At 72.2% G+C, this 15,937-nt stretch carries 14 protein-coding genes; 7 read left to right on the top strand and 7 right to left on the bottom strand.

What is annotated here, in order from left to right; genetic code table 11:
* Nucleotides 1–137: 137 nt before the first annotated feature.
* Nucleotides 138–680: a CGNR zinc finger domain-containing protein gene (locus tag ACZ60W_RS27725; protein ID WP_469758098.1), complete on the bottom strand. Its 543-nt coding sequence runs from the start codon at nucleotides 678–680 to the stop codon at nucleotides 138–140.
* A gap of 138 nt (nucleotides 681–818) precedes the next feature.
* Here ACZ60W_RS27725 and ACZ60W_RS27720 point away from each other — a divergent pair, with 138 nt between their 5' ends.
* The 3 genes from ACZ60W_RS27720 to ACZ60W_RS27710 all read left to right on the top strand — a co-directional run bounded on the left by ACZ60W_RS27720 (nucleotide 819) and on the right by ACZ60W_RS27710 (nucleotide 3,643).
* Complete coding sequence (locus ACZ60W_RS27720) at nucleotides 819–1,682, top strand: pyridoxamine 5'-phosphate oxidase family protein (protein ID WP_469758097.1); 864 nt, start codon at nucleotides 819–821, stop codon at nucleotides 1,680–1,682.
* A 247-nt stretch (nucleotides 1,683–1,929) separates the two neighbouring features.
* Nucleotides 1,930–2,397: an NUDIX hydrolase gene (locus ACZ60W_RS27715; RefSeq protein WP_469758096.1), complete on the top strand. Its 468-nt coding sequence runs from the start codon at nucleotides 1,930–1,932 to the stop codon at nucleotides 2,395–2,397.
* 112 nt (nucleotides 2,398–2,509) lie between these two features.
* Nucleotides 2,510–3,643, top strand: coding sequence for a serine hydrolase domain-containing protein (locus ACZ60W_RS27710; RefSeq protein WP_469758095.1), 1,134 nt, complete (start codon nucleotides 2,510–2,512; stop codon nucleotides 3,641–3,643).
* A 3-nt stretch (nucleotides 3,644–3,646) separates the two neighbouring features.
* Here the strand turns inward: ACZ60W_RS27710 and ACZ60W_RS27705 are convergent, their stop codons facing one another.
* Together ACZ60W_RS27705 and pepN are read right to left on the bottom strand one after the other, a co-directional pair.
* Complete coding sequence (locus tag ACZ60W_RS27705; RefSeq protein ID WP_469758094.1) at nucleotides 3,647–4,651, bottom strand: hypothetical protein; 1,005 nt, start codon at nucleotides 4,649–4,651, stop codon at nucleotides 3,647–3,649.
* 158 nt (nucleotides 4,652–4,809) lie between these two features.
* Entirely contained in the window at nucleotides 4,810–7,356 is a 2,547-nt protein-coding gene (pepN, locus tag ACZ60W_RS27700; protein WP_469758093.1) for an aminopeptidase N, read from the bottom strand.
* A 148-nt stretch (nucleotides 7,357–7,504) separates the two neighbouring features.
* On the opposite strand from pepN, the gene ACZ60W_RS27695 reads away from it, so the two are divergent.
* Complete coding sequence (locus ACZ60W_RS27695) at nucleotides 7,505–8,140, top strand: mycothiol-dependent nitroreductase Rv2466c family protein (RefSeq protein ID WP_469758092.1); 636 nt, start codon at nucleotides 7,505–7,507, stop codon at nucleotides 8,138–8,140.
* 133 nt (nucleotides 8,141–8,273) lie between these two features.
* Here ACZ60W_RS27695 and ACZ60W_RS27690 read toward each other — a convergent pair whose 3' ends face one another.
* The 3 genes from ACZ60W_RS27690 to ACZ60W_RS27680 form a co-directional block, all read right to left on the bottom strand.
* Nucleotides 8,274–8,918 carry a superoxide dismutase gene (locus ACZ60W_RS27690; protein WP_469758091.1) on the bottom strand — a complete coding sequence of 215 codons (645 nt, stop codon included), beginning with the start codon at nucleotides 8,916–8,918 and terminating at the stop codon, nucleotides 8,274–8,276.
* Nucleotides 8,919–9,123: 205 nt separating this feature from the next.
* Nucleotides 9,124–10,536 carry an amino acid permease gene (locus tag ACZ60W_RS27685; RefSeq protein ID WP_469758090.1) on the bottom strand — a complete coding sequence of 471 codons (1,413 nt, stop codon included), beginning with the start codon at nucleotides 10,534–10,536 and terminating at the stop codon, nucleotides 9,124–9,126.
* Between the two features lie 115 nt (nucleotides 10,537–10,651).
* Nucleotides 10,652–12,037, bottom strand: a complete 1,386-nt coding sequence (locus ACZ60W_RS27680) for an amino acid permease (RefSeq protein WP_469758089.1) — start codon at nucleotides 12,035–12,037, stop codon at nucleotides 10,652–10,654.
* Between the two features lie 261 nt (nucleotides 12,038–12,298).
* Here ACZ60W_RS27680 and ACZ60W_RS27675 point away from each other — a divergent pair, with 261 nt between their 5' ends.
* The gene (locus tag ACZ60W_RS27675; protein ID WP_469758088.1) at nucleotides 12,299–12,892 is read left to right on the top strand and encodes a biotin transporter BioY; all 594 of its coding nucleotides are present in this window, start codon (nucleotides 12,299–12,301) and stop codon (nucleotides 12,890–12,892) included.
* 75 nt (nucleotides 12,893–12,967) lie between these two features.
* Here ACZ60W_RS27675 and ACZ60W_RS27670 read toward each other — a convergent pair whose 3' ends face one another.
* Nucleotides 12,968–14,410, bottom strand: a complete 1,443-nt coding sequence (locus ACZ60W_RS27670) for an amino acid permease (RefSeq protein ID WP_469758087.1) — start codon at nucleotides 14,408–14,410, stop codon at nucleotides 12,968–12,970.
* A gap of 196 nt (nucleotides 14,411–14,606) precedes the next feature.
* Here ACZ60W_RS27670 and ACZ60W_RS27665 point away from each other — a divergent pair, with 196 nt between their 5' ends.
* Complete coding sequence (locus tag ACZ60W_RS27665; protein WP_469758086.1) at nucleotides 14,607–15,101, top strand: ribose-5-phosphate isomerase; 495 nt, start codon at nucleotides 14,607–14,609, stop codon at nucleotides 15,099–15,101.
* On the top strand, nucleotides 15,101–15,910 hold the full coding sequence (locus ACZ60W_RS27660) for an Fpg/Nei family DNA glycosylase (protein ID WP_469758085.1): 810 nt from the start codon (nucleotides 15,101–15,103) through the stop codon (nucleotides 15,908–15,910). The genes ACZ60W_RS27665 and ACZ60W_RS27660 overlap by 1 nt, the downstream gene beginning before the upstream one ends.
* Nucleotides 15,911–15,937 lie beyond the last annotated feature (27 nt).

The following is a 15,937-nucleotide window of genomic DNA, read 5'->3' as shown; positions in this document are numbered from 1 at the left end:
GCCTTTCGCAAGTGACAGGGGTTTGTGGAGAGTTCCCCCGGGCCGGGTTGCCGCCGCGGCGCAAACCCGCCAGCGGGTCCGATGCGCCACGCCGGACGAAACCCCTCCAAGCAGGGCGAGTTGTCGCCCCGGGGCAGTCAGCTCTCCTTCGTCCGGGCGTAATGGCGGGACGCCTTGGCGCGGTTGCCGCAGACCGCCATCGAGCACCAGCGGCGGGTGCCGTTCCGCGAGGTGTCGAAGAAGTGGAGGATGCACGCCTCGTGGGCGCAGGCGCGGATCCGGTCGGGGGCGGTGCGCAGCAGGTCGAGGTAGTCGCGGGCGGCGGTCCAGCCGGGGCCCCACGCCGGGTCGGCGAACTCGGCCGTCTCGCCGGGTCCGTCGGCGGTGAGGGTGGCCCGGATGCGGCCGTGGCCGAGGACGGCGTCGACCCGTGCGGTGGCGGCGGGGTCGCCGGGGCGGTCGACGAGCGCGGCGAGCGCGTCCCGGGCGGTGAGCGTGTGACGCAGGGCCGTGGCGTCGGCGGGGAACCGTCCGGTCAGGCCGTTGGCGCCGAGCCAGACGGCGAGGCCCTCGACGCCGGTGAGCAGGTCCCGGCGGACGCCCTCGTCGTTCCAGCGGGTGTTGAGCAGGTCGAGGGAGACGGGCTCGCCGGTGAGCGGCCGGGGGTCGATGGCGGTCATGGGCGGGGCACCCTCCTCGGTGAACTAACCCCTCAAGAGTACGTGAGCGGTTGACGCGCTTCCTTTATAACCTCTAAAGTCAATGTGAGAGGTTATATCCCGAGAGATGTCCGCCCCCTCCCCCCTCCGGAGGCCCGCATGAACACCGCGTACCACCCCGGCTCCCTCGCCGTTCAGGAGCGCGAAGGCGTCCGCGACCTCGCCGACCACGTGGGCCGCTCCATCGCCGACGGCATCCGGCCCGTCGTCGCCGCCTTCCTCGAAGCCCAGCCGATGCTGGTGATCGGCGCCGCGGACCGCGACGGCCGCGTCTGGTCGAGCCTGCTCACCGGCGCCCCCGGCTTCGTCCGGGCGACCGGCCCGCACACCGTCCGCGTGGCCGCCGCCCTCCCCGGAGGCACACCCGACGGCGCCCCCGTCGGCACCCTCGCCCTCGACCCGCGCACCCGCCGCCGGCTGCGCCTCAACGGCACCGCGCGGGCCGGCGCGCGCGGCTTCACCGTCGAGACCGAGCAGGTCTTCTCCAACTGCCCCAAGTACCTCCAGAAGCGGGAGCTGTACGGTGCCCTCCCCGCCCGTCCCGAGGCCGGAGCCGTCCGGCACGGCACGGAGCTCACCCCCGGCCAGATGCGCCGGATCCGTGCCGCCGACACCTTCTTCGTCTCCACCGCGGCCCCCGACGGCGTCGACACCAGCCACCGGGGCGGCAACCCCGGCTTCGTCCGCGTCGCCGGCCCCCGGGAGCTGAGCTGGCGCGACTACCCCGGCAACGCGATGTTCCTGACCCTGGGCAACCTGGAGTCGGACGGCCGGGCCGGCCTGCTCCTCCTCGACTGGGAGACGGGCGCGACGCTCCGGCTCAGCGGCCTCGCGCACACCGAATACGGCCCGGAGGGGCGCGTCACCCGCTTCCGCGTCGCGCGCGTCGTCGAGGACCCGGCCGGCAGCCCGCTGCGCTGGTCGCCCCCGGAGTACTCCCCGGCCAACCCGGCCACCCCCTGACCACCACGAGACCCCGCCACCGGCCCCGCCGGGCACCCCGCACGGCGCCGGTGGCGGGCGCGCCCGAGCCGCCGCCCGCCCAGCCGCGCTCACCCGAGGCGGCGCCGTCGTCGCCCTCCAGGCCCCCTCGCCGTGGTCGTTTCTCGGCCTCCTCGCGCTCGCCTCGCTCCTCCTGGTCGCCGTCGCGCTCGTGGCGGCCCGCGTCACGGGGCGGACGTATCCGGCGTACTGGTTCTAACCTCGTCCCATGCAACAGGAGTTGAGGGTGGCGGCCTACGCCGTGTGCGTACGGGACGACGCGGTGCTCCTCGCCCGCTGGGTCGCGAAGGACGGCGTCAAGCGGTGGACCCTGCCGGGCGGCGGCATGGACCACGGCGAGGACCCCGTCCACACCGTCGTCCGCGAGGTCGAGGAGGAGACCGGCTACACGACCGAGCCCGCCGCCCTCCTCGGCATCGACTCCATCCGCCGCTCCTGGCTCCGCCGGCTCGCCGGCCCCGGCGACTGGCAGGGGCTGCGGATCATCTACGAGGCGCGGATCACCGGCGGGGCCCTGCGCAACGAGGAGGGCGGCTCCACCGACCTCGCCGCCTGGCACCCGCTCGCCTCCGTGCCCTCCCTCACCCGCGTCGAGCTCGTCGACATCGGCCTCCAGCTCTGGCGCGACCGGCCGCCCGTGGGCCGCTCGCACCTCACCGACCCCACCAACGGCTGACCCACCGCGAAACGGCCGAAAAGCGCCCCACCGTCCCCGGTGGGATCAACCTTGCGCACCCCCGCCGCCGTCCCCTCCCCCGACCGCAGCACGACGAACAGGGGAGCCCCGCATGTCAGCCGCACGCACCGCCGTCGCCGCCACCCTCGTGGCGGGTCTCACCGCCACCGCCCTCGCCACGCCGGCCCTGGCGGCGCCGGCACACCGGCAGGACCACGCGGCCACCCGGCAGGCCCTGGAGGCGGCCGTCGCCGACGGCGTGCCCGGCGTCGTCGCGCAGGCCCGGGACGGACACGACCGCTGGACCGGCACCGCCGGAGTCCGCGGCGGCGCCGACCGCTACCGGGTCGGCTCCATCACCAAGACCTTCACCGCCACCGTCCTCCTCCAGCTCCAGGCCGAGGGCCGCCTCGACCTCGACGACCCCGTCGAGAAGTGGCTCCCCGGCGTCGTCCGGGGCAACGGCCACGACGGCCGCGAGATCACCGTCCGCCGGCTGCTCAACCACACCAGCGGCATCTACAGCTACACGGAGGACCCCGCCTTCCAGGAGAAGGTCTTCGGCGCCGGCTTCCTGCGGCACCGCTACGACACGTGGACCCCGCGACAGCTCGTCTCCGTCGCCATGGCCCACCGGCCCGACTTCGCCCCCGGCACCGGCTGGAACTACTCCAACACCAACTTCGTCCTCGCCGGCATGGTGATCGAGAAGGTCACCGGACGCCCGTACGGCACGGCCGTCGAGAACCGCATCATCAAGCCGCTCAAGCTGCGCGCCACCACCGTCCCCGGGACCCGCTCGGCCATGCCGCGGCCCAGCAGCCCGGCCTACTCCAAGCTCTCCACCGACGTGAACGCCCCCGTCCACGAGGTCTCCGCGCTCAACCCGAGCATCGCCGGCGCGGCGGGCGAGATGATCTCCGACTCCCGCGACCTGCAGACCTTCTACCGGGCCCTGCTCTCGGGCCGGGTCCTCCCGAAGGGCGCGCTGAAGGAGATGACCACCACCGTCCCGATCTCCCCCGAGCTCCCAGGCGTGGAGTACGGCCTCGGGCTCATGAAGCAGAAGCTCAGCTGCGGCAAGGAGGTCTGGGGCCACGGCGGCGGCATCCACGGCTCGACCTCGGAGGCCCAGGTGACCCGCGACGGCGAGCACTCCCTCGCCGCCAACTTCAACGCCGACTGGGCGGGGGACAGCCGGCTGGTCGTCGAGGCCGAGTTCTGCGGCACCGTCCCGGAGAAGTAGGCGTCACCGGGGCAGGACGACGACGTACGTGGCGGGCTTGCGGTCCGGCGCGGCCATCAGGGCCGTGCGGACCACGGTGGCCTGCTGGTCCATCGCCTCGCGCAGCTTGCGCGGGGTGAGGTGGACGACCGTGATGCCGAGCCGCTCCAGGTGCTCCCGCTTGCGGGTGTGCTCGGACCACAGCGCGTCGTCGTCCTGCCGGGGCGCCCGGGTGTCCAGCTCGACGGCGACCGCCTGGTCCGGCCAGTAGGCGTCCACCCCGCCCAGGTGCGGCCCGCCCGGCAGCCGCAGGTCCACGTTCCACAGCGGGTCCGGCAGGCCGAACTCGCGCACCATCTCGTACAGCCGCTCCTCGGAGAGCGTCCGGCCCTCGGCGAGCAGCGCGTCCACCGCGTCCACCACGTGCGGCCGGGTCAGCAGCCGGGCGCGGTTCAACTCCCGCACCACCGCGCCCGGTTCGCAGTGACCGCCGCGCACCGCCTCGGTGAGCAGCCGGCGCACCAGTGTCGCGTCCGAGAGACCCGACACCGCGTCCACCACGGCCCGGGCGACCGGCGCGACCGGAAGGCCGGTGAGCTCCACCGGTTCCGGCGCCTCGTGGGCGCGCACCACCCGCACCCAGCCGGTGGAGCGCAGCCGACGGGTGCGCGGCACCAGCACGTCGATCCGGTCCAGGGCGGTGAGCGGGGGAGCGGCCGCGAAGCGGTGCAGGGTCAGGGCGGCCAGGCCGGTGATCATCGCGTCCGGCCCCTGCGCGGGAACGGCCCCGGTCCTGCGGGCGTACAGGAGCGCGGCGTGCAGCCGGTCCTCGCTGGTGGGCGGTCCGGGGTGGAGCAGGAACACTCCGGGCAGCAGCTGCTGCCAGGCGCCGGGCCGGCACTGCGCGGCCACCTCGGCGGCCGGCACCCCCTGGGTCCTCAACTGGTCCGCGGACGCGACGCGCTGCGGCCGTCCGGTGAGGGAGGAGAGGGGGAGGGGGCGGGGGGTGATGGGGGTGTTGTGGTTCATGCCGGGGGTCTTCCGCTCCCGAAGGCTCCCCTAACCCCTGTTACACGCTCGTCGACATTCAGGGACAAGACCGCCCTAAAGTACGCGCGTTCGACTGCCGATGAGGGCGGGTCCCGGGAGCGGCGCCCGACGGGGGCGCCGCTCCGGGGACCTCACGGCTACCCGGCCAGGCGGTCGCGGTCCTGGGCGCGCAGCGCCCGCGCCAGGTCGTCCCGCGCCTCCAGGACCAGACGGCGCAGGGCCGGCGCGGCCGACGCGTGCGCCGCGAGCCAGGCGTCCGTCGCGTCGAGCGTCGACGCGTCGTCCTGGAGCCCGGGGAACAGCCCGCGGACCACGTCCATGCCGATCTGGATGGAGCGCTCGGCCCACAGCCGCTCGATCGCGGCGAAGTACTTCTCCGCGTACGGGGCGATCAGCGCGCGCTGCGAGGGCTGGACGAAGCCCGCGATGGTCGCCTCGACCAGCGCGTTCGACAGGGTGTCCGACTCGACGACCTGAGCCCAGGCCTGTGCCTTGACCTCCGCCGAGGGGCGCGAGGCGAGCAGCCGGACCTGGTGGCGCTTGCCCGACGCGGTGTCGTCCCGGGACAGCTCCTCGCCGATCCGGGTCTCGTCGGCGCGGCCGTGCGCGGCCAGCGGGGAGAGCAGCGCCCAGCGCAGCTCCTGGTCGACGTCGAGCCCGTCGATCTTCGTTGTGCCGTCGAGCAGCCCGTCGAGGAGCTGGAGGTCGGCGTCGGACGAGGCCGTCGCCGCGAAGAACCGCGCCCAGGTCAGCTGGTGCTCGCTGCCCGGCTCGGCCACCCGCAGCTCGCGCAGCCCGCCCTCGGCGAGCAGCCGCCCGCCCTCCTCGCGCCAGTCCGGCGCCGCGTAGTGGGTGACGGCCGACTTCGTCCACGCGTGCACCATCTGGAGCACGCCGATGTCGCTCTCGCGGCCCGCGGAGGCGAGGGCGACGGCGACGAAGTCCCGGGCGGGCATGAGGCCGTCCCGGGTCAGGTTCCACAGCGCCGACCAGCACAGGGCGCGGGCGAGGGGGTCGGTGACGTCGCCGAGGTGCGCGCGCAGGGTGGCGAGCGAGCCCTCGTCGAAGCGGATCTTGCAGTAGGTCAGGTCGTCGTCGTTGACGAGCACCAGGTCGGGCCTCTCCTCGCCCGCGAGCTCGGAGACGACGGTCCGGGCGCCGGTGAGGTCGGCCTCGGCCCGCGCGTACCGGGTCAGCTGTCCGTCGGCGAGCCGGTAGAGGCCGACGGCCGCGCGGTGCGGACGGAGCTCGTCGCCCTCCTGGAGGACGGCGAGCTCGGTGACGCGGCCCTCGGCGTCGTAGGTGACGGCCGGCGTCAGCGCGTTCACGCCGGAGGTCTGCAGCCAGGACTTCGCCCAGGTCTTCATGTCCCGGCCGGAGGTCTCCTCCAGGATCGCGAGGAGGTCGGCGAGCCGCGTGTTCCCGTAGGCGTGGCGCTTGAAGTAGCGGCGCGCGCCCTCCAGGAACGCGTCCCGGCCGGCGTACGCGACGAGCTGCTTGAGCACCGACGCGCCCTTGGCGTAGGTGATGCCGTCGAAGTTGAGCTTGGCGTCCTCCAGGTCACGGATGTCGGCCGTGATCGGGTGCGTGGACGGCAGCTGGTCGGCGCGGTAGGCCCAGGACTTGCGGTTGTTGGCGAAGGTCACCCAGCTGTTGGTGAAGCGGGTGGCCTCGGCGTTGACGAACGAGCCCATGAAGTCCGCGAAGGACTCCTTCAGCCACAGGTCGTCCCACCACACCATGGTGACGAGGTCGCCGAACCACATGTGCGCCATCTCGTGGAGGATGACGTTGGCCCGGCTCTCGTACGCGGCCTGGGTGACCTTGCCCCGGTAGATGTACTCCTCGCGGAAGGTCACCATGCCCGGGTTCTCCATCGCGCCGAGGTTGTACTCGGGGACGAAGGCCTGGTCGTACTTCCCGAAGGGGTACGGGTAGTCGAAGTTGTCGTGGAAGAAGTCGAAGCCCTGCTTGGTGATCAGGAAGACGTCGTCCGCGTCGAAGTGCCGGGCCAGCGACTTCCGGCACATCGCGCCGAGCGGGATCTCCAGCTCGCCGCGCCGGTAGGTGTCGGTCACGTAGTGGTACGGACCGGCCACGACGCAGGTGATGTACGTGGAGATCGGCGCGGTCTCGGCGAACCGCCAGGTCCCGTCGGCGTCCCGCTCCCCGGCGCCGTTCGACCAGACCGTCCACCCCTCGGGCGCGGTCACCGAGAAGCGGTAGGGGGCCTTGAGGTCGGGCTGCTCGAAGTCGGCGTGGACCCGGCGGGCGTCGGCCGGCTCGTACTGCGTGTAGAGGTAGACCTCGCCGTCCTCGGGGTCGACGAAGCGGTGCATGCCCTCGCCGGTCCGGCTGTAGGCGCACTGCGCGTCCACCACGAGCGTGTTCTCGTCGGCGAGGCCGTCGAGCGTGATCCGCGAGCCGTCGAAGACGACCGCCGGGTCGAGGGAGCGTCCGTTGAGGGTGACCGAGGTCACGGAGGGCGCGATCAGGTCGACGAACGTGCTCGTGCCCGTCCCCGTGCGGCGGAAGCGGATCGTCGTCTCCGAGCGGAACGTGCGCACCGCCTCGGTGGTGTCGCCGACGGCCGAGCGGAGGTCGAGCGCGACCTCGTACCCGTCGACGGACAGCAGCTCGGCCCGCTCCTGGGCCTCGTCGCGGGACAGATTCTCACCGGGCACGGTCACTCCTTCGTGGCGCGTTCGAAACAGCACCGATCCTCCCATGTGCGGCTGTCACCCGGGATACGGGAATGCGCCCGGACCCCGGCGGGTTCCCTTCTTTCGGCGCACCGCCTACTTCCGAACCGTGGCCGTACCGAGGAGTGACATGTCCGAGAGCAGGACCACCGCCGACTTCTACTTCGACCCGCTGTGCCCGTGGGCCTGGATGACGTCCCGCTGGATGCTGGAGGTCGAGCAGGTCCGCCCGGTCGACGTGCGCTGGAAGGTCATGAGCCTGGCGGTCCTCAACGAGAACCGCATCGACGAGCTCCCGGAGGAGTACCGGGAGATGCTGCAGACCAAGGCCTGGGGCCCGGTCCGGGTCGTCATAGCCGCCCAGCAGCTGCACGGCGACGAGGTCGTCGGCAAGCTCTACACGGCGCTCGGCACCCGCTTCCACAACGACGGCGAGGGACCGACCCGCGAGGCCATCGCCGGCGCCCTGAAGGACGTCGGTCTGCCGGAGGACCTGGTCGAGTACGCCGACAAGGACACCTACGACACCGAGCTGCGCGCCTCCCACCAGGAGGGCATCGACAAGGTCGGCCAGGACGTCGGCACCCCCGTCATCGCGGTGCCGGGCCCGACGGGCGACGAGGTCGCCTTCTTCGGCCCGGTCGTCACCCCGACCCCGCGCGGCGACGCGGCGGCCCGGCTGTGGGACGGCACCCTGCTCGTGGCGTCGACGCCCGGCTTCTACGAGATCAAGCGCACCCGGACGGCGGCGCCCAGCTTCGAGTAGTCCGCCCGGCAGGCACGGAAGAACCCCCGCGATTCACGTCATCGCGGGGGTTCTTCCGTCGTTCCGTCCGCACGCGAAGGCTGAGAAGACGATCACGGGCAGGACGACGGGGGGAGCCCTCCCGGGCCCCGGATCAGAAGGAGATCAGCGGGGCGGAGGCCCGGGCGGCGTGGTAGCGCCTGCTCACGTCCTGCCAGTTGACGACCTGCCACATGGCCTCGATGAAGTCGACCTTCTGGTTCTTGTACTGCAGGTAGAAGGCGTGCTCCCAGGCGTCGAAGACCAGGATCGGGACGGAGCCCTGGCCGACGTTGCCCTGGTGGTCGTAGACCTGCTCGACGATGAGACGGCCGCTGACCGGCTCGTACGCGAGGACGCCCCAGCCGGAGCCCTGGGTGGTCGCGGAGGCCTTGGTCAGCTGCGCCTTGAACTTGGCGAAGGAGCCGAAGGACTCGGTGATCGCGTCCGCGAGGTCGCCGACACCGTCGGCGGCCAGCGGCTCGCCGCCGCCCCCGTCCTTCGGGCTGTTCATGTTGTTCCAGTAGATGGAGTGGAGGATGTGGCCGGAGAGGTGGAACGCGAGGTTCTTCTCCAGGCCGGTGACCGCGCCCCACTGGTCCTTGTCGCGCGCCTCTTCCAGCTGCTCCAGGGTGTCGTTCGCGCCCTTGACGTAAGCGGCGTGGTGCTTGTCGTGGTGCAGCTCGATGATCTGCGGATTGATCACCGGCTCCAGCGCCGCGTAGTCGTACGGCAGCTCCGGAAGTGTGTAGATCGCCATGTGCCCGGCCCCTTCGACTGCTCCTGCTTATTGCAACCTATATGCAAGTGCAGGTTAACAGTAGATGCGGGGAAAATTGATCAACCCTTCGTCCCAGGTCCCGCGGTCCGGTGCCGGCGGCCCCGGACGCCACGAAGCCCCCGGGCACGGCGAAGCCCCCGGACCCGAGGGGGTCCGGGGGCTTCGCGGGAGCCGGGGGGCGGGGTCAGACCGTCCGGCGGGCCGCCGCCCTCTGGCGGACCAGGCCGACCGCGGCGAGCAGCAGCGTCAGACCACCCGTCCAGTACAGCTGGACGCGCGTGCCCTCCTCACGGGCCATCAGGACGAAGATCGTCGCCATGCCGGCCAGCGCCACCCAGGTCAGCACGGGGAAGGCCCACATGCGCACGACCAGGCGTTCCGGGGCCTCGCGCTCGGTGCGGCGGCGCAGCACCAGCTGCGAGGCGGCGATGAAGAACCAGACGACCAGGATGATCGCGCCGATCGTGTTGAGCAGCCAGATGAAGATGTCGTCCGGCCGCCAGTAGCTCAGCAGCACGCAGCCGAAGCCGAAGACGGAGGAGACCAGCACGGCCGCGCGCGGCACGCCGCCGGACAGGCGGCCCAGCGCCTTCGGGCCCTGGCCGCGGGCGACGAGCGAGCCGGCCATGCGGGAGGCGCCGTAGATGTTGGCGTTCATCGCCGAGAGCAGGGCGACCAGCACGACGACGTTCATGATCTGGCCGGCCGCCGGGATGCCCAGGTGGTCCAGGGTGGCGACGTACGGACCCTTCTCCACGACCGCCGCGTCGCCCCACGGGACGAGGGTCACGATGACCGCCATCGAGCCGACGTAGAAGAGCGCGATCCGCCACATCGCCGTCCGGACGGCCTTGGCGACGCCCTGCACCGGGTGCTCGGACTCGGCGGCCGCGATGGTCACCGTCTCCAGGCCGCCGTAGGCGAAGACCGAGGCGAGCAGGCCCACGATCAGCCCCTCCGAGCCGTGCGGGAAGAAGCCGCCGTCGCCGGTGAGGTTGGCGGTGCCCGGCGCGTCCGTGCCCGGCAGGGCGCCGGCGATCGCCAGGACGCCGATGCCGAGGAAGAGGACGATCGCGCCGACCTTGAGCGCGGCGAACCAGAACTCGAACTCGCCGAAGTTCTTCACGGCCGCCAGGTTGGTCGCGCAGAACACCACCATGAAGAGCGCGACCCACGCCCACTCCGGGCTGCCCGGGAACCAGCCGGTCATGATCTTCGCGGCGCCGATGCCCTCCAGGCCGACGGCGACGCAGAGCAGGAACCAGAAGGCCCACCCCGAGGTGAAGCCGGCCCACGAGCCGAAGGCGCGCTCGGCGTGGACGGAGAAGGAGCCGGAGGCCGGGTTCGCCGCCGACATCTCGCCCAGCATCCGCATCACGAGCATCACGAGGACGCCGGAGAGGGCATAGGCGATCACGATCGACGGACCGGCGGCGGCGATGCCGGCGCCGGAGCCCACGAAGAGTCCGGCGCCGATGACGCCGCCGAGGGCGATCATCGAGAGGTGGCGCTGCTTGAGGCCGTGGGAGAGCCCCTCGGCGGGGGTCGCGGCGTCGTCCTCGCGGTCGACGGACGCGGGCGCGGTGGTCCGGGACATGGGCCGCCCTGTTCACTGGCTGAGACGGGGGAACGCGCCACAGTCTGGGTGCGTGCACCGCTCAGAGGGAACACGCGTCCGCTATACGGGCACGACCTTCACACAAAGTGAAGGCTCAAGCCCGCTTCGTGCGCAGCTCCCGCACCCCCGCGACCAGCAGGACCGCGCCGGTCGCCGCCGCCGACCACAGCACCTGCGGCCGCGCCCCGTCGTCGCACAGCATCAGGACGAGCACCGCCCCCATCGCGGCCAGCGCCACCCACGTCAGCCACGGGAAGCCCCACATCCGCAGCGTCAGCGTCTCGGGCGCCTCCCGCTCGATCCGGCGACGCAGCCGCAGCTGCGAGACCGCGATCAGGGCCCAGACGAAGAGCAGCACCGCCCCGACCGCGTTCAGCATGTACAGGAAGACGGAATCCGGCCACTTCAGATTGAGCAGCACCGACACGAAGCCGAACGCCACCGACGCCAGCACCGCCCGGCGCGGCACCCCGCCGCCGGAGATCCGCAGCAGCCCCTTCGGCGCCTCCCCGCGCTCCGCGAGCGAGAACACCATCCGCGAGGAGCCGTACAGGTTCGCGTTGAGCGCCGAGAGCAGCGCCACGAACACCACGACGTTCATGATCTGGCCGGCCCCCGGCACCCCGATCGCGTCCAGGACCGCCACGTACGGCGACTCCCCGGGCTTCATCGCGGTCCACGGCAGCAGTGTCACGATGACCAGCATCGAGCCCACGTAGAAGAGCAGGATCCGCCAGACCGCGCTGCGCACCGCGCGCGCCACGTTCCGCGCCGGGTCGTCGGACTCGGCCGCCGCGATCGTGACGACCTCCAGGCCGCCGAAGGCGAAGACGACCGCCAGCACCCCGGAGACCACCCCGGCCCAGCCGTTCGGCAGGAAGCCGCCCTGCCCGGTCAGGTTCGCCAGGCCCACCGGGTCCGTGTCGGGCAGCCACCCGGCGATCGCGAGCACGCCGAGGACGAGGAAGAGCACGATCGCGCCGACCTTCAGGGCCGCGAACCAGAACTCGAACTCGCCGAAGTTCTTCACCGCCGCCAGGTTGGCGAGGGTGAACACGACCATGAAGACCAGCACCCAGCCCCACTGCGGGACCCCCGGCACCCAGCCGTGCGCGATCCGCGCCGCGCCGGTCGCCTCCACGGCGAGCACCACCACCAGCAGGAACCAGTACAGCCAGCCCACCGAGAAGCCGGCCCACCGGCCGAGCGCCCGCTCCGCGTGCACCGAGAAGGCGCCCGAGGCGGGCATCGCCGCGGACATCTCGCCCAGCATCCGCATGACGAGCATCGCCAGCGCGCCCGCGATCAGGTACGAGACCACGATGCCGGGACCGGCGACGGCGATGCCCGCGCCCGAACCGACGAAGAGCCCGGCGCCGATCACCCCGCCCAGCCCCAGCATCGTCAGGTGACGCTGCTTCAGGCCGTGGGAGAGGGGCTCCGGTTCGGTGAGGGACGGGGACGGCGGGGCGTCGCGCATGGTGGGGGCTCGCGCTCTCGGAGAGGTGACACTTTATGGAGACCCCACAGTCTCTCCGCTGACGTCCCCTTGACGCAAAAGGGGCGTCTCCTCCTGATGGGCCAGTGACGAGGGTCACGTGGCGCACGAGGGTAAAGCCGTCCTTTGTCGGAACTCCATGAAGCGGTCCGCTCAGCCTTTGTCGGCGGCTGACGGTGATCGAGCGCTCACCGCTGGCATACGGTCGACCTGTCCCTCCCACCCTCACCCCGCGGAGTACCGATGAGCACCGCCGCCGCCCCCGCCCGTTCCCTCCGTACGGGCATCGTCCTCGCCGACCTCATCCCGGCGAGCCGCGCCCGCGACATCGCCCTGGTCGTCGGCGGCGCCGCCCTCACCGGCCTCGCCGCGCAGATCTCCGTCCCGGTCCCCGGCTCCCCGGTCCCCGTCTCCGGCCAGACCTTCGCCGCCCTCCTCGTCGGCACCGCGCTCGGCGCCCGCCGGGGCTTCCTCGCCCTCGCGCTGTACGCCGTGGCGGGCATGGCGGGCGTGCCGTGGTTCGCGCAGGCCACCTCGGGCTACGGGATGCCGTCCTTCGGCTACATCCTCGGCATGCTCCTCGCCTCGACCGTCGTCGGCGCGCTCGCCCGCCGCGGCGCGGACCGCTCGGTCCCGCGCACGGCCGGCGCCATGGTCCTCGGCTCCGCGATCATCTACGCGGTCGGCGTGCCCTACCTGGCCCTCGCCACCGGCATGACCTTCGGCCAGGCGGTCGCCGCCGGTCTCACCCCGTTCCTCATCGGCGACGCCCTGAAGGCCGCGCTCGCCATGGGCGCCCTCCCGGCCGCCTGGAAGCTGGCCGGCCGCAAGGGCTGAGCCCCGCGCGTACGAGGAGGGCCCGCCGTTCCCCGGGGAACGGCGGGCCCTCCTCGTACGCGGTGCTCCGCGGTCCTACTCGGTCAGGGACGCCCGGGACTTCGCGACGCGCTCCTTGACCAGCGACACGGCGATCACGAGCGCGGCCACCAGCAGCGAGAGCACGACCTGCTCACGGGCGCTGCCGCCGTCGTAGATCATGTAGCCGAGGACGAAGGCGATCATGCCGATCGTCGCCCAGGTCAGGTAGGGGAAGAGCCACATCCGCACGACGAGCTTCTCCGGCGACTCGCGCAGGATGATGCCGCGCATGCGCAGCTGGGTCACGCAGATGACCAGCCAGACGAAGAGCGCCACCGCGCCGGAGGAGTTGAGCAGGAAGGCGAAGACGGTGTCCGGCCACTTGTAGTTGAAGAAGACCGCGACGAAGCCGAAGACGACCGAGCCGAGGATCGCCGCCGTCGGCACGCCCCGCTTGTTGACCCGGGCGAAGGCCTTCGGCGCGTCACCGCGCCGGCCGAGGGAGAAGGCCATGCGCGAGGCGGTGTAGAGGCCCGAGTTCAGGCAGGACAGGACGGCCGTCAGGACGATCACGTTCATGATCTGGCCGGCGTGCGCGATGCCGATGGAGTCGAGGGCGGCGACGTACGAGCCCTTCTCGACGATCGACGCGTCGTTCCACGGCAGCAGCGTGAGGACGACGAAGATCGAGCCCAGGTAGAAGACGCCGATCCGCCAGATCACGCTGTTGGTGGCCTTGGTGACGGCCTTCTGCGGGTTCTCGGACTCACCGGCGGCCAGCGTGACGATCTCGCTGCCCATGAAGGAGAAGACGACCATCAGCACACCGGTGAGGATCGCGCCCGCGCCCATCGGGAAGAAGCCCCCGCTGTCGGTGAGGTGGGCGAATCCCGCGCCCGGGTTGTCCGAGCCCGGCAGCACGCCGAAGACCGCGAGCATGCCGATGACGACGAAGGCGCCGATGGCGACGACCTTGATGCCGGCGAACCAGAACTCGAACTCGCCGTAGGAGGCGACCGAGCCGAGGTTGGTGGCGGTGAGGACGACCATCACGATGAGGGCCCAGCCCCACTGCGGGACGGCCGGGATCCAGCTCTCCAGGATCTTGGCGCCCGCGGTCGCCTCGACGGCGAGGACGACCACCCAGAAGAACCAGTACAGCCAGCCGATGCTGAAGCCGGCCCAGCGGCCGAGCGCCTGGTCCGCGTAGGCGGAGAAGGATCCGGAGGACGGCCGTGCGGCGGCCATCTCGCCCAGCATCCGCATCACGAAGACGACCATCGCGCCGACGAGCGCGTACGACAGCAGGATCGCGGGGCCGGCCGCGGCGATGCCGGAGCCGGAGCCGACGAAGAGGCCGGCGCCGATGACCCCGCCGATGGCGATCATCGACAGGTGGCGGTTCTTGAGTCCGGCCTTGAGGCCGTCGGAGGACTGCGGGGTTCCGGGGGTGCCGGTCTCCTGGCCGTCCTTCGTCAGGGTCGGTTGCGTGTTCATCGACGCTTCCTTGTGTGTGGGGGCTGCTCGGGTCGCGAGCCCGAGCATTGAACACTGTGGGCGGGGGTGATCGGAAGCCCTCATTCCGGATCGTTGTACGGGCGACCTCGCGAGAGTCGAAGGTCCGTACCAGGCCGGGCGAAGGTCCCGACCCCGATGCCTGCTACCCGGGCCCTGACGTGCCACACTCGGCATCATGCGCGTCTATATCGGTTCCGACCACGCCGGCTTTGAACTAAAGAACCACCTCGTCGAGTGGCTCACCGCACACGGCCACGAGCCCGTCGACTGCGGTCCGCACATCTACGACGCCCTCGACGACTACCCGCCGTTCTGCCTGCGTGCCGCCGAGAAGACGGCCGCGGACCCGGACGCCCTGGGCATCGTCATCGGCGGCTCCGGCAACGGCGAGCAGATCGCCGCGAACAAGGTGAAGGGGGTGCGCGCCGCCCTCGCCTGGAGCGAGCAGACCGCCGCCCTCGGCCGCGAGCACAACAACGCCAACGTCATCTCCGTCGGCGGCCGGATGCACACGCAGGAGGAGGCGACGAAGTTCGTCGAGATCTTCCTCTCCACCCCGTACTCCGGTGACGAGCGTCACACCCGCCGGATCGACATGCTCACCGCGTACGAGACCACCGGCGAGCTTCCCCCGATCCCGGCCCACCACCCGCAGGAGCCCACGGCCTGATGCCCGAGGGGCACACCATCCACCGACTGGCCGCCGACCACCGGGAACGGTTCGGCGGCCGGTCCGTGCGCGTCTCCAGCCCCCAGGGCCGGTTCGCCGCCTCCGCGGCCCTGCTCGACGGCGCCGTCCTGGAGACCACCGAGGCGCACGGCAAGCACCTCTTCCTCGGCTTCGGGGAGCGCGGCTGGATCCACATCCACCTCGGCCTCTTCGGCAAGGTCGCCTTCGGCGACGCCCCCGCCCCGCCGCCCGCCGACACCGTCCGGCTCCGGCTCGCCGCCGAGGACGCCTACGTCGACCTCCGCGGCCCCACCACCTGCGCCTCCCTCACGGACGCCGAGAAGCAGGCGATACACGACCGCCTCGGCCCCGACCCGCTCCGCGAGGGCGACGACCCCGCCCGCGCCTGGCGCCGCGTCGCGAAGTCCCGGACGACCATCGCCGCCCTCCTGATGGACCAGAAGGTCATCGCCGGCGTCGGCAACGTCTACCGCGCCGAGGTCCTCTTCCGGCACGGCATCGACCCCTACCGCGCCGGCCGCGACCTCACGCCGGGGGAGTGGGACGCGATCTGGACCGACCTCGCCGCGCTGATGCGCGAAGGCGTCCGGCTCAACCGCATCGACACGGTCCGTCCCGAGCACACCCCCGAGGCCATGGGCCGCCCGCCCCGCGTCGACGACCACGGCGGCGAGGTCTACGTCTACCGCCGCGCGAACCAGCCCTGCCTCGTCTGCGCCACCGGCATCCGCACCGCCGACCTCGCCGCCCGCAACCTCTTCTGGTGCCCCGCCTGCCAGCGGCGCTGACCGCGCCCGGACCGCCCGGCGGGAACC

The sequence above is a fragment of the Streptomyces sp. NPDC104202 genome (genome assembly GCF_055584185.1).
This window is presented reverse-complemented; position numbering and strand designations above follow the sequence as displayed.